Genomic DNA, 14,232 nt, shown 5'->3' on the forward strand with positions numbered 1-14,232 from the left:
ATCCATAGATATTGGTATAATATTCCTTTTACCAGTAATTTGTCAGGTAGCACAACAGATGATTTTATTAATTTGTTAAAACAGGAGAGGAATTTCAAGGCAAATACCGCCAACGCGCAGACAAAAGAGGCTATGGAGTATATTAAAAATCATTATAATGAAGATATTGAACTGAATACGCTTGCAAATGCCTTATATATCAGCGAGTATTATTTGTGCCATATTTTCAAGGAGATTACAGGCATAACCGTCAGGGATTATATAACAGAGTACCGGATAAAAAAGGCCAAGCAGTTTTTAAGGGATAAAAAGTATAAGGTGTATGAAGTCGGGATGATGGTGGGTTACAATGATTCGAGATATTTTAGCCAGGTATTTAAAAGGATTACCGGAATGACTCCGAAGGAGTACAGCGTAAATTCCATATACGAAAGGTAGAGCTTACGTGTTTAATTTGCGTTTTCTTAAGATAAGACAGAGGGTATTTGCGATCTTCTTTGTTGTGCTAACATTATCTGCCACAATTATTTTTCAATCATACAAAATTATTACTCAGAATGTTATAAAGGATTATCTTTTCAGATATATTAACATATCTCAAAGCGAAATTGAGAGAAATCTCAAACTGCAGATAGATCAGGTAAATATGTTTGCATCAAGGTTGCTTATAAACAGCGATATATATATTCTGCTGAATGACAAGAAATCCTCTTACGATTCGAAGGAGCAGGGGCTAAAGAATATAATAGACAATCAGGTGATAAACAAGAATATAATAGGATATATATATATAATCGGCAAGGACGGGAATGTATATTTTTATGGCGATAAACAAAATATAGAGCCTCCAGACAAAAAGTATGTTGAGAGTTTGAGAAGCAGCGTCCCTCAATGGGGCTCCATAAAAAAAGATGATGACGGCAATGCTTATATTCTAAACGGCAGAAAGTTCTATAATTTTTACACCGGCCAAAGCATAGGGTATATGGTTATATATATAAAAGAAAGTTCTCTTTTTAATATGTATAACAGCATGATAAAGGACTGGGGCTATTCATTTTTAGTCGAGCATGACAGATATATTATATCATATCCGGATAAAAGCATTATAGGCGATAGGATATTTGACAAAGACACATTTGATTTTTCTCAAAATGAGTATTACAAGATATTAAAATATAACGGCAATAATACCATAATAACCATGTACGACATGGGAGACGATCTGAAAAGTTTGGGAATCGACTGGAAAATGTACAGCATAATATCGGACGGGGTATTGTTCAAAAATATAAGAAGAATAAATATATTCGCCGCTGTATTTCAAGCAATAATAATCATTTTTTCTCTGTTTTTGGCATATTTATTATCCCGAAATATAATAGATCCCCTTTCCAGGCTGAATAAAAAGCTAAGAACTTTCGGAAAAAACAGCGCTGATGTAAGCTTGTTCAAGCTTGGCAATAAGGACGAACTCTGGGTAATAGAAAAGAGCTTTAACGACATGGTTACCAGGATAAACGATTTAATCGAGCAGAATAAGGAAGCGATGGAAAGGCAGAGGGAGACGGAATTGACGGCACTGCAGGCCCAGATAAACCCGCATTTTATATATAACACACTCGACACCATAGGTTGGATGGCTAAAGTACAAAACCAATTCGATATTGAAAGCCTGGTTATAGCATTAGCCACATTTTTCAGGCTGTGCCTGCATAAAGGGGAAAAATTTATTACAGTAAATGAAGAGATCAAGCTTGTAGCAAGTTACTTGAATATACAGCAGGTGAGATTTCCCGGAAAATTTGACGTATCATACGATGTATCCGATGATATAAAAAATATAAAGATACTCAAGCTTATCCTACAGCCTCTTGTTGAAAATGCCATAACTCACGGTTTAAGCGAAAAAAGGGGCAAAGGGCATATACAGATAAGAGGCTATAGAACCGGTGATGATATAACATTTGAGGTTTATGACGACGGAATAGGATTTGACCCTAAAATGGCCGATAATGTCGCTAAATCATACAGAGGCGGAGGTTATGGCATAAAAAATGTGGATGAAAGAATAAAGCTGGAATATGGCAACAGTTATGGAATAAATATATACAGCAAAATAGGAAGCGGTACGAAAGCTATAGTCAAAATAAAAAGTTCCAGCCCTACTTAAAAAGATTTCATTTTGTAATATATATGAGTCAATGGTCTTGTAATGCTCTTATCCAGCGCACAGGCTATATAAATGGAGAAGACAAAAAATACCGCCGTAAATATTATGAATATACCTATGTATTCAGTGGATTTCGCAAAAGCATTCTTTATGGGGATAGCCATCGCTGTCTTAATATCCATGTCTGCAACATTATCATATAATATAAGTTTTTTCCCATCGGAAGATACAAAATACCCTTTTGTATCTTTCACTTTTTTCAGATCGGCACCGGATATTTTCTCACTGGAATTATTATAGGGCGATGGCAGCACATCTTCTTTGTCCCTTATTATGTATATGCTGTTTCCATCGAAGATCCTGTTTTGATTGTCAAAAAAATTGAATATAGTTTTAACATCGATATCCACGAGGGCATATCCGACGACATTTTTCTCTTTGTCATACATTTTCAGCAAGTATGACAGCACTCCGTCTCTATAATCAATTGAATCGTTGTACAGAAGTGATATATCCTTATATCTTGAAACCCACAGCGAGTTTTTTTCAGGGCTCATCGAAAAGTCCTCTATGGCAGGATTTTTCAGCAATGTGTCAAGGGGCGTCATGCCCGATATGGATGAATATGAATAGCCTTTGCCGTAGATTGCTATGCCCACCACATCCAAATTCAAACCTGAGGCAGTAGATTTCAATATCTGATCGGTTCCAGGGACAAATCGGTCATTTTTAAGTGTATAAACCAAAGCCGGATTGGCGGAAATAAGCTTTGACAATTCGGCTATGCCGTTTAAAAATTGCGAAATATTATTATTGCTTCCTGTAAAATAATTTGAGGAAACCTTTACGAACTGTTGATATAATATCTTTTTTGACCAGTTGAATGACACCCATGCGACTAATAAAGTCAATGATGTAATGGATATTATCGATATCAAAAAAATCCTTTTCGTTAAATGCTTAAATATTAAAAATACCTCCCTTCCAATAGCCATTATTATTATATTATAAATTGAGCAAATCTTCAAACAAAGTAACAATCCAGCAGCATTTTATTATCCATATGAGAATTCTATCATTTATATAAAGATCAAAATTTAATTTTACGGAGAGGGGAATTAGTATGAAAAAGGTTATATCTATCTCGTTGCTTTGCATTATGTTAATGTCTGTGTTTCTCACAGGCTGTGTACCAAAGAGCACAAATGAAGGCTCCACTAGCGGTAGCAAGAAAATCACTTTGGCAGTCGGCAACTGGCCGAGCGACCCCAAGGATCAAAATTTGCCCAAGATGAATAAGTTTAAAGAGGAATTTGAAAAAAAGTACAAGGACATCACCATAAAAGCCGACACATATGGTTATGATACGAATACATTCGTGCCAAAAGCTGAAAGCGGGCAATTGCCTAACTTATTTGTAACATGGTTTACAGAGCCGCAAAAGATCATAGATGCAGGTTACGCAGCCGATATTACAGAGTATATGAACAAATACGGGTTTGACAAGGCACTTAACCCCGACATGCTTAAAATATGCAGCAAGGACAACAAGATATATGGTATCCCTACGGGTGGTTATTATGTGGGGATATGGATCAACATGAATATATTTAAGAAAGCAGGACTGGTAGATTCAAACGGCCTTCCAAAATACCCCAAGACATACGATGAACTGGCTCAGGATGCCCAGTTGATCAGAGAAAAAACAGGAAAATCCGGATTCTTTTTTCCGACTACAAACAATCAGGGAGGCTGGCTATTTTTAAATATCGCATGGTCCTATGGAGCTGATTTCGAGCAGGAAGTCGACGGCAAATGGAAGGCGGTATTCAACAGCCCTGAGGCAGTGGAAGCTTTGCAGTATTTAAAAGATCTTAAGTGGAAATATAATGGATTGCAGAGCAATATACTGACAGATGTCAATGAAATGTTTAAGCTGTTTGGTACAGATCAGGTAGGAATGTCTTTTGGTTCAAAAGATTGGGTTAACGGTACTATTGACAAGTATAAGATAAGCAAGGATAATTTTGCCGTGTGTTCACTGCCTGCAGGGCCTAAGGGAAGGTTCTCACAGATGGGCGGAGGTTTGAATATGATCTCTAAAAACAGCACTCCCGAGCAGATAGATGCGGCGTTTAAATGGCTGGAGTTTACGGGATTTTCACCCAAATTATCGGAAGATGGTTTAAATAATATGGAAACATCATATAAAAATGATAAAGAAAAGGGACATGCTGTTGGACCATATGTTCTGCCCGTATGGGTGAATAAAGAAAGATCTGATGCGGAACAGAAAGTAAGGGATAAGTATACGAACGTCGATATGAAGCTTTGGGAAGATTATATGAAAAACGAGGGTGTGACGATAAAGCCGGAGCCTTCATATAACTGCCAGGAGTTATATAAGAGGCTCGACAGCGTAGTTCAGGCTGTTTTAACGAACAAGAATTCAGATCCAAAGGATTTGTTAAATAAAGCGGCAGCAGATTTCCAGAGGGATTATTTGGATAAGATCAATAAATAAAGCGATTTATAGTTTGAATTTATAATATTTCGAGGCTGTCCCAAAATTAAAATAAATTTTGATTTTGGGACAGCCCATTATAAATAAGGATGGTGAAAATATGAATTTGCCGATAAGCGATGGAGGTTTAATACCGAAAAGGCGGAAACCTTTATTGATAAGCATTAGAAATAATATATCATCATGGCTGCTGATTGTCCCCAGCCTTATATTTTTTATCGTATTCAACTGGCAGCCTCTTGTATCAGGGGTTGTATTATCGTTTTTTGAGACGAAGGGTTACAATGCAGTCAAGTTCATAGGGCTGCAGAATTACAGGGATGTTATAAGCGATTCCATTTTCAGGCAGACAATCACGAATACATTTATATATGTGGGGTGGTCTTTGATAATCGGGTTTTTGGTGCCGATTATCATAGCCGTAATTATAGACGAGATGCGCCATCTTAAATCTTTTTTCAGATTTTCAGTTTATTTTCCGGGGATGGTGCCGGCAGTTGCGGCAGCGATGCTATGGACATATGTTTTTGACCCGGGGCAGGGCGGACTGCTGAATATGCTGTTTAAACATTTAGGGCTGGCAAATTCCCAATGGTTGCAGAACGCTCATCTGACCATTCCGCTGATTGTCATCACGATGACATGGAGAGGCTTTGGAGGTACTTCACTTATATATATGGCAAGCTTGCAGGGTGTAAACCCCGAATTATATGAGGCTGCATCCATCGATGGCGCCGGCATATGGTCGAAAATAAAGAATATCACGATCCCAAGCATCATGCCTGTTATAAAGATATTGCTGATTTTGCAGATCATGGGAGTATTCAGGGTTATGCAAGAACCGCTGACGATGACGGAGGGCGGGCCCAACAATGCTTCGATGACGCTTATGCTGAGCAGCTATTTTTACGCATTCAGATATATACAGGCGGGCAGATCGATGGCGGTTTGCGTAATAACATTCATAATACTGCTGATTCTTACGATGATATACTTTAAGTTCAATAAATCCAATGATGAGGAATAAAAAGGATGGGGGGATATTCATGGAGTCTCGTACGGGTGGAATAATAAACACTTTGGATTTTAAAAAACCTGGTGTCAAGATTGTATACTGGATTTTTTTTGCTATAATGATTTTAGTGGCGCTGGTTTGTTTTGTACCGCCGTTGTGGCTTATCCTTTCAAGTTTAAAGGATATCAAGGAGTTTTATGCCATACCGCCCACATTGATACCGAAAACATTCGATATAGGGAAAATAAGGCAGGTATGGACAGATTACGATTTTTTACTGTATTATATAAATACATTTGGAGTAACGGCTGGTTCATTGTTTTTTTCTTTAGTATTTAATGCAGCTTTGGGGTATTTTCTTTCAAAATTGAAGCCGAAGGGAAGCGCCGTTATATTTTCATTGATATTATGGTCGATGATGCTGCCGAATACCGTAGGTATGGTTCCGGTATTTAAAAATATAATAGACTTTCCTGTTCTTCATGTAAACTTTACCAATACATTTTGGCCGATGTGGATGATGGCGGGTGCCAGCGCGTTTAATGTCATAATCTTTAAAGGCTTTTTTGACGGGATACCTCAATCTCTCGTAGAAGCGGCGAGGATAGACGGAGCGTCCAACTTTGGTATATTTTACAAAATCATTTTACCGCTCAGCAGGCCGGTCTTGATGACAATTGCGATATTTACGGTAAACGGTACATGGGCTGACTGGTTCTGGCCGTATATGGTATTGAAAGATAAGAGCGTTCAGACAATAATGGTCGCAATTTTCAATATGAGGTCGGCTTCAATGGATATTCAATTTGTCGGGCTGTCTTTAGCCATAGTACCCCCGGTATTGCTTTTCCTGTTTTTTCAGAAATACATCATGCAGGGATTTACATTAAGCGGAATAAAGGGATAATGGAAACCGGAGATATTATGTATTTATATAAATAATGAGGGAAGCGATTAAACCGTCATGGAAAACAAAAATAGGGTAGCTCTTGTTACAGGTGCCGGCAGAGGCATCGGAAAGGCAATAGCGCTGGAATTTGCTGCAAACGGCTATGATGTCGTAATACATCACAGGAAGGAGCCTGAAGGCGCGGCGCAGTTAGCCGGGCAGATAATGCAGATGGGAAGGAAAGCGCAGATAGTTACTGGCGATCTTACTTGTGAGGATGTGCCATATAAAGTGGTGGATGATGCATATAAAACCATGGGACGATTGGATGTTCTCGTCAACAATGCAGGCGCTACCATATCGGGACCGTTTTTGCAGATGCCTTTTGAAGAATTGGAACGGTGTTATAAATTGGACTTTAGGGCAGCATATCTTTGTGCACAGCGGGCTGCACGGCTTATGGTAGATACCGGAACGAAGGGAAGCATCATAAATATAACATCAGTGCATCAGGAAAGAGTAAACGATAGAGATTCAGTTTATAGCTCCATGAAGTCGGCACTTGCAAGGGCTACGGAGAGCATGGCCTATGAGTTGGCTCCGTATGGCATAAGGGTAAATGCCGTTGAACCCGGACGCATCCAGTTAGTTGAGCCTGAAGGAAAACGAAAGGCCTTTGTAGAAGGAACCGATAAGTCGATACCTTTAAGGCGTTCGGGTAGACCTGTCGATGTAGCAAAGGGAGTTGTCTGGCTTGCATCTTGCGATGCGGATTATATTACGGGAGCAACCCTCAGGATTGATGGCGGGTTGAATATACCCATGATGCGGGCACTTTATGATGGTAAACAATATTTTATCTGAAGGCGTATATTTTATATTTGAAGAATATTATTCCAATCGCTAAGCTCTAAGTATATAGAGTCTGTAAACTTGTTCAGGGCAGAATCAAGACTTATCTTAGCTCAAACATTGATTCTGCTAATCCCGAACTAAAGTTAACAGACTCTAAAGACTTTCCGCTAATTGCTCTTTCCATAATATTCTTCAGATAATCTTTATACACTTTTTATCGAATATAACTATTTATGAGAGGATGATTAATGTGCCGGAACTAACGATCAGAAATGTAAGAGTTATCCTTACAGCGCCGGAGGGAATTTCTTTAATAGTCATCAAAGTGGAGACCAGTGAACCGGGATTATACGGATTGGGATGTGCCACGTTTACGCAAAGGCCACTTGCTGTAAAGTGTGCCGTCGATGATTATTTAAAGCCCTTTTTGATTGGAAAGGATCCCCAGAGAATTGAAGACATATGGCATACAGCCATGGTGAGCGCTTATTGGCGCAATGGGCCTGTGCTCAATAATGCCATATCGGGAGTTGATATGGCCCTGTGGGATATAAAGGGCAAACTGGCAGGCATGCCGCTGTACCAGTTGCTAGGTGGTAAGTGCCGCCAAGCTGCTGCGGTTTACAGGCATGCGGATGGCAGGGATGAATCTGAAGTGGAGGAACATGTGCGTCAGTTTATGGAGCAGGGATACCATTACATCCGCGTACAGATGGGGGGTTATGGGGGACATGCTGCAAAGCTTAACAGTCCTGAAAATACACTGCCGGGCAGCTATTTTGATCCTGATGCCTATGCAAGGAGTATCCCTAAGCTTTTTGAATATTTGAGAGGGAAAGTGGGATTTGATGTAGAACTATTGCATGATGTCCATGAACGTTTGGTGCCCATTAAAGCGATACGGTTGGCAAAAGAATTAGAGCCTTACAGGCTGTTCTTTTTGGAAGACCCACTGCCTCCTGAACAGAGCCGGTGGCTTGAAATGTTGAGGCAGCAGTGCACCACCCCGATTGCCATGGGCGAACTATTTAATAATCCGAATGAATGGGTGAATTTGATATCAAACCATCTGATCGACTATATACGCGTGCATATAAGCGAGATAGGGGGCATTACCCCTGCCAGGAAATTAGCTGCGTTATGTGAGGCCTTTGGAGTTCAGACGGCATGGCATGGCCCTGGCGATGTATCGCCAGTAGGATTTGCCGCTAACGTCCATTTAGATGTGAGCTGCCATAATTTTGGGATACAGGAATGGAGCAGCCTTACAGAAAAGCTTCAAGATGTATTCCCGGGATGTCCGCAATTAAAGGGAGGCTTTGCATACCCTAACGACAGGCCAGGCTTAGGCATCGACATCGATGAGAAAAAGGCTGCCAAATATCCGTGCAGTGAAGACCTTCCGCGGTGGACGCTGACGAGGATACCTGACGGAACCTCTGTATGTCCGTAAAATAAACTTTGCTGTGGAATAAAACTTAGTGCAAAAAAGCAGCCTCGCTATATATGAGGCTGCTTTTTTATACATTCAGAAGGCGGATAGCCGTAATACTTTTTAAATAGCTTGCTGAAATAATATGCATCGGCATATCCGACACTCTTTGCAACATCTTTTACGCTGTGATGGCCCTCCTCGAGAAGGGTTTTTGCCCTGGATAGCCTGATCTTTATAAGGTAGTTTATAGGCGATTCGCCTGTTTCTTCTTTAAAAATCTTGCTTATATAAACAGGGCTTAAATACATGTTTCTAGCTATTTTATCCAGAGATATTTCCTTCATATAATTTTCATCAATATATGAAATGATCGCTTTTGTTATCCCGGCTTTGTCTCCCGGCTCAAAGCTGAAGGTAGTGCCTTCGATACATTCTTCATTGGAATAAAGAGCCTTAAAGAATATAGCGATAAACTTCATTACAAGGGCCTTAAGCATAAGTTCTGACATTGGTCCGCCCTTTTCCTGCTCAGCTAATATCTCGCTGCAGCATTTAAAGAAGTCCTCTTCATACTTCGGATAATTGAATACAGGTGAAATGTTGCTGTCGATAATATTTCCCCTTGGCAGGGATTTTACAAACAAATTATTAAATCCTATATGGAATTCCATTATTTCCTCTCCGGTCGCTATAATCTTTTCGTGCTTAACCCCCGAATTCAATACGATTATATCCCCTTTGCCAACTTTATACAGCGTGTCATTTATATTATATGTGCAGCTTCCGGATAAAACATAGGCGAGGGAAATGAAATCGTGGCTGTGGAGCTTCGTTATGTTTTCGTCATTAAATTTTTTTTTGAATATATATAGTACCCTTAGATTGAAATTTTCAGGAGTTATTGCTGGATCGCACATTAAAACCACCTCAAACATTAAATCAAATAAATAATTATATATAAAAATATACATCATATAGTTAAGATAATACATTTTACTTTATAATATTATACATCATAATTAGTAAGTTGAAAAATTTATTGAGATATTTCAGGGGTGATAAGTGTGGCAGACATAAAATGGGTATGGGAGTATATAAAGAAATACAAGGTAAGATTGATTGTAAGCCTTTTGTTGGTTCTTATGTGTTCGCTTATGAATATGGTTTCTCCATATTTGTCAGGTAAGATCGTAGATGATGTTATAAGAGGCGGCCATACAGGTTTACTTTCGAGAATATTAGGGATAATGATAGGAGTTACTGCGGTAAAGTCGATATTAGCATACAGGTTCAGATTAAACTTCGAGGTGATATCGCAGGGTGTAATCTATGATATACGTCAAGATGCATATGCAAAACTGCAGAAGCTGGACTTCGAGTACTTTGACAATACCAGGACAGGGGACATAATGACCAGGATGACCGGTGATATTGAGATGGTAAGGCATTTTATCGCATGGGTTCTTTATGCATCCTTTGAAAACAGCGCTATCTTTATCTTTGCAGTTATAATTATGTTTTCGATTAACTTTAAATTTACGTTAATATTGCTTGCCTTGACTCCTCTTACCGGATATCTAGCATATCTTCTGTCTGCTAATGTAAGGCCGACATTTGCAGATGTCAGGGAACAGAACTCGAGATTGAACTCGGTTGTACAGGAAAATATCAGTGGAAACAGGGTCGTAAAGGCATTTGCAAAGGAAGATTATGAGATTGAAAAGTTTACAAAGCAGAATGATGCTTATAGAAACAGCAATATAAAATCCGCGCGGGTGTGGGAAAAATATTTGCCTGCTCTCGATTCTCTGGGCGGAGTATTAGCGGTTGTTACCGTATTGGTCGGAGGAATAATGGTTATAAACAAACGGATGACCATAGGGGAACTTGTTACATTTAACAGTTTGATATTTGCGATAAATAACCCCATGCGTATGGTGGGCTGGCTGACAAACGACGCGCAAAGGTTCATGGCATCCGCCGATAAGATATCGGCAATTTTGAGGACCCAGCCTAAGATAAAAAATAAAAAACTTCCTGTGAATAAGGAAAGCATTAAGGGCAGAGTGGAATTTAATAATGTAAGCTTCAGCTATGGTGATGAACCTGTGTTAAAGGATATAAACTTTATTGTAAAGCCGGGACAGACAGTTGCGATCATCGGACCGACAGGTTCCGGAAAGTCAACCATAGTAAGTCTTATAGCCAGATTTTATGATTGCAATGAAGGAGAGATATTGATCGACGGGATTAATGTCAAGGATATGGAAATAAAGAAATTGAGAGACAGCATAGCCATTGCCATGCAGGATATATTCCTTTTTTCGGATACTATAGAAGGGAATATAGCCTACGGTGTGCCTAATGCAACAATGGATGATGTAAAATGGGCGGCAAATGTTGCCGATGCCCATGAATTTATAGAGAGTTTCCCCGAAGGATATGATACTATCATAGGCGAAAGGGGTGTAGGGTTATCTGGCGGGCAAAAGCAGAGGATAGCGCTTGCAAGGGCGCTCTTAAAGAATCCTTCAATTTTGGTCCTGGATGATACGACATCAAGTGTCGATATCGAGACAGAGCATCATATACACAAAACATTGAAATCGTATTATAAAGACAAGACTACTTTTATAATAGCTCACAGGATTTCAGCAGTTAAAAATGCAGATTTGATTCTTGTTCTGAGTGATGGAAAAATAATAGAGCAGGGAAAGCATAAGGACCTTATCGCAAAGAAAGGTTACTACTATAATGTATATATGAATCAAGCCGGAAACTTCGATGAGGCACGCAAAAGGGAGGTTGTCTAATTGGCAAGGAATAAGTTTGATATAGATGAGGAACTGGAAGAAGAGTTTAATTTTCAAAGTTTCAAAAGACTTTTAGGATATGTTAAACCTTATAAACGCCAGGTTTATTTTACGATATTTCTGATGCTTTCATCCAGTATTGCAAACCTTGCAGGTCCTTACCTTTTAAAAATCGCACTGGATAATTCAATCCCGAATAAGGATATAAAAGGCATTATAGAATTATCAGGGATATTTTTACTGACGCTTTTGATAAGTGCCGTTTGTTTAAAGTACAAAATAAGGATAATGTCCGTCATGGGACAAAATGTTATTTATAATATAAGAAAGGATTTGTTTGTGCACCTGCAGGAGCTTCCCTTTACGTACTATGACAGCAGGCCCCACGGCAAGATTCTCGTAAGGGTTGTAAACTACGTTAATTCATTAAGCGATCTGCTATCAAACGGTATCATAAACTTTATAACCGATATATCCAGTTTGGTATTTATAATAGTGTTTATGATGCTTATTAATGTCAAACTGACGCTTATATGCATGGTAGGAATTCCTGCACTTGTTGGAGCCGTGTTTCTGATAAAAAATGCCCAGCGTAAAGCATGGCAGGTGGTAAGCAGCAAGCAGTCCAACCTTAACGCATATATACACGAAAGTATTTCAGGCATGAAAGTTACTCAATCGTTCGTAAGGGAAAAGGAGAATCTGAAAATCTTCGGTACCCAGAGCGACAGCTGCAGAAAATCGTGGATGAAGGCCGTAAAAATACAGTTTTTGATGGGGCCTTCTGTTGATAATATATCCATCCTCACCATATCGCTTGTATATTTGTTTGGCGTATCATGGATAGGTAAGGGCGTAACCGTAGGTGTGCTTATCGCATTTGTAGGGTATATCTGGAGATTCTGGGCACCTATAAATAATATTGCAAACTTCTATAACCAGATAATAAATGCGATGGCATATGTTGAAAGGATATTTGAAGCGATGGACGAAAAAGTCACCATAAAGGATCTGCCAGGTGCAGTTGAAATGCCTCCTATAAAGGGAGATTTAGAGTTCAGGCATGTAAATTTCAGCTACGATGAAGGACGCCAGATACTTTATGATATAAACTTCAAGGTTAGAAGAGGTGAGACCATAGCCCTCGTCGGGGCCACAGGCGCCGGAAAAACTACGATAATAAGCCTGATAAGCAGGTTTTATGATGTTAAGGATGGAAACATACTGATCGACGGAACAGATATAAAAGATGTGACATTGAAATCACTTAGAAGCCAGATGGGCATAATGCTTCAGGACTCGTTCGTTTTTTCAGGAACGATAATGGACAATATAAGGTATGGAAAGCTTGATGCCTCCGATGAAGAAGTTATAGCAGCGGCAAAAGCCGTAAAAGCCCATGACTTTATAATGGAAATGGAAAATGGGTATATGACGCAGGTCAACGAAAGGGGAACAAGACTTTCCGTCGGCCAGAGGCAGCTTATTTCCTTCGCACGTGCCCTTCTTGCCGATCCGAGGATACTTATACTCGATGAGGCCACGTCGAGCATAGATACGAAAACCGAAATGGCACTGCAGGAGGGGCTGCAGAGGCTTTTGCGCGGCAGGACATCCTTTATAGTGGCACACAGGCTCTCAACTATCAGAAATGCGGATAGGATTATGTACATCGATTATGGAAGGATAGTCGAAGAGGGCACTCACGATGAACTTATGAAGAAGAAAGGTGCATACTGGAAACTATATAGTGAACAGTATAACCTGCTTGAGGCGATATAGGGACGGTTAAGCAAACGCTAGGGACGGTTAAGCAAAAGTTGGGAGTTGAGGTTGCAAGTTTGGGGACGGTTAAGCAAAAATAATTGAATTATGCTGTGCTTATCCCGTTCCTATATTGATTTTTATTCTTGAATATGGAAATGTCGATAATATGGCTATATATTCATGGTATGTTAGGTTTGTATACTCATGATTATATAGCCTGTCTACTTTTTATAAGACAAAAGAACAGTTTATTTTGTAAAAAGATTTTGAGTCTGTATATCCATATCGGAATGGCTTCATTGTATATGCTGTCTTGCATCAAGCTGCGTATTCGCTGATAAATTCTCTTATTATGTCTTTAAACTCTTTCCTTTTGCTTATAAGGCCTATGCCCCTGCTGCTCAACATGGAAATCGACGACTCAGTTATGTTACCTATGATTCTCGATATATCCGTGCATTTATAGTTGCACAAACACCTCATAAGGACAACCAGCATGGACTTTGCATCCATGTTCTCTTTTGAGTTTTTTATCCTTATTTCTATGTCTGATATGTTGAATTTTTTAGCTATAAACATGGTTATGCTGTCAGGTGAAATGTCCCTCACAAGTATGGTCCTGCCGCTTCTGTATTCGGTTCCTTCATTCTTGAACTCCAGTTCATTTTTATATTTTTCAGTGTTGTACCTGTATACAAGCTGTATATAGTTTCTTCTGGCGCTTTCAGTGTTGTTGCCGAACAGGCTCATGACAAATCCTG

12 protein-coding genes are annotated in these 14,232 nt (G+C 39.4%); 9 read left to right on the forward strand and 3 right to left on the reverse strand.

Annotated elements, in window-relative coordinates; all coding sequences use genetic code 11:
- Together QME45_13085 and QME45_13090 are read left to right on the forward strand one after the other, a co-directional pair.
- A partial coding sequence (locus tag QME45_13085) for an AraC family transcriptional regulator (GenBank protein ID MDI6619579.1) occupies positions 1-438 on the forward strand: 438 nt, incomplete at its 5' end.
- 7 nt (positions 439-445) lie between these two features.
- Positions 446-2,173, forward strand: a complete 1,728-nt coding sequence (locus QME45_13090) for a sensor histidine kinase (protein MDI6619580.1) — start codon at positions 446-448, stop codon at positions 2,171-2,173.
- Here QME45_13090 and QME45_13095 read toward each other — a convergent pair.
- Positions 2,170-3,111 carry a cache domain-containing protein gene (locus QME45_13095; protein MDI6619581.1) on the reverse strand — a complete coding sequence of 314 codons (942 nt, stop codon included), beginning with the start codon at positions 3,109-3,111 and terminating at the stop codon, positions 2,170-2,172. The two genes, QME45_13090 and QME45_13095, sit on opposite strands and share 4 nt — an antisense overlap.
- A gap of 185 nt (positions 3,112-3,296) precedes the next feature.
- Here QME45_13095 and QME45_13100 point away from each other — a divergent pair, with 185 nt between their 5' ends.
- The 5 genes from QME45_13100 (at position 3,297) to QME45_13120 (ending at position 8,909) form a co-directional block, all read left to right on the forward strand.
- Positions 3,297-4,697 (forward strand): sugar ABC transporter substrate-binding protein, encoded by a 1,401-nt coding sequence (locus QME45_13100; protein MDI6619582.1) that lies wholly within the window; start codon positions 3,297-3,299, stop codon positions 4,695-4,697.
- Between the two features lie 100 nt (positions 4,698-4,797).
- Positions 4,798-5,724: a sugar ABC transporter permease gene (locus tag QME45_13105; GenBank protein MDI6619583.1), complete on the forward strand. Its 927-nt coding sequence runs from the start codon at positions 4,798-4,800 to the stop codon at positions 5,722-5,724.
- 19 nt (positions 5,725-5,743) lie between these two features.
- Positions 5,744-6,619, forward strand: coding sequence for a carbohydrate ABC transporter permease (locus QME45_13110; protein ID MDI6619584.1), 876 nt, complete (start codon positions 5,744-5,746; stop codon positions 6,617-6,619).
- A gap of 57 nt (positions 6,620-6,676) precedes the next feature.
- Complete coding sequence (locus QME45_13115) at positions 6,677-7,465, forward strand: SDR family oxidoreductase (GenBank protein MDI6619585.1); 789 nt, start codon at positions 6,677-6,679, stop codon at positions 7,463-7,465.
- A 232-nt stretch (positions 7,466-7,697) separates the two neighbouring features.
- Complete coding sequence (locus QME45_13120) at positions 7,698-8,909, forward strand: enolase C-terminal domain-like protein (GenBank protein MDI6619586.1); 1,212 nt, start codon at positions 7,698-7,700, stop codon at positions 8,907-8,909.
- 47 nt (positions 8,910-8,956) lie between these two features.
- On the opposite strand, the gene QME45_13125 is transcribed toward QME45_13120, so the two are convergent.
- Positions 8,957-9,808, reverse strand: a complete 852-nt coding sequence (locus tag QME45_13125; protein ID MDI6619587.1) for an AraC family transcriptional regulator — start codon at positions 9,806-9,808, stop codon at positions 8,957-8,959.
- Between the two features lie 147 nt (positions 9,809-9,955).
- Between QME45_13125 and QME45_13130 the strand changes: the two genes are divergently transcribed.
- Positions 9,956-11,704 (forward strand): ABC transporter ATP-binding protein, encoded by a 1,749-nt coding sequence (locus QME45_13130; protein MDI6619588.1) that lies wholly within the window; start codon positions 9,956-9,958, stop codon positions 11,702-11,704.
- Positions 11,705-13,486 (forward strand): ABC transporter ATP-binding protein, encoded by a 1,782-nt coding sequence (locus QME45_13135; protein ID MDI6619589.1) that lies wholly within the window; start codon positions 11,705-11,707, stop codon positions 13,484-13,486. It begins immediately after the preceding gene.
- Positions 13,487-13,789: 303 nt separating this feature from the next.
- Here the strand turns inward: QME45_13135 and QME45_13140 are convergent.
- Positions 13,790-14,232: transposase (locus QME45_13140; GenBank protein MDI6619590.1), on the reverse strand; the 443-nt coding region annotated here is incomplete at its 5' end.

The sequence above is a fragment of the Clostridiales bacterium genome, assembly GCA_030016385.1.
Taxonomy (GTDB): Bacteria; Bacillota; Clostridia; order Clostridiales; family Oxobacteraceae; genus JASEJN01.

What these genes read in the sequence shown, in the direction of transcription:
- QME45_13100 (MDI6619582.1), top strand. Translation starts at nt 3,297, where the DNA reads ATGAAAAAGGTTATATCTATCTCGTTGCTTTGCATTATGTTAATGTCT.
- QME45_13105 (MDI6619583.1), top strand. Translation starts at nt 4,798, where the DNA reads ATGAATTTGCCGATAAGCGATGGAGGTTTAATACCGAAAAGGCGGAAA.
- QME45_13110 (MDI6619584.1), top strand. Translation starts at nt 5,744, where the DNA reads ATGGAGTCTCGTACGGGTGGAATAATAAACACTTTGGATTTTAAAAAA.
- QME45_13125 (MDI6619587.1), bottom strand. Translation starts at nt 9,808, where the DNA reads ATGTGCGATCCAGCAATAACTCCTGAAAATTTCAATCTAAGGGTACTA.
- QME45_13120 (MDI6619586.1), top strand. Translation starts at nt 7,698, where the DNA reads ATGATTAATGTGCCGGAACTAACGATCAGAAATGTAAGAGTTATCCTT.
- QME45_13115 (MDI6619585.1), top strand. Translation starts at nt 6,677, where the DNA reads ATGGAAAACAAAAATAGGGTAGCTCTTGTTACAGGTGCCGGCAGAGGC.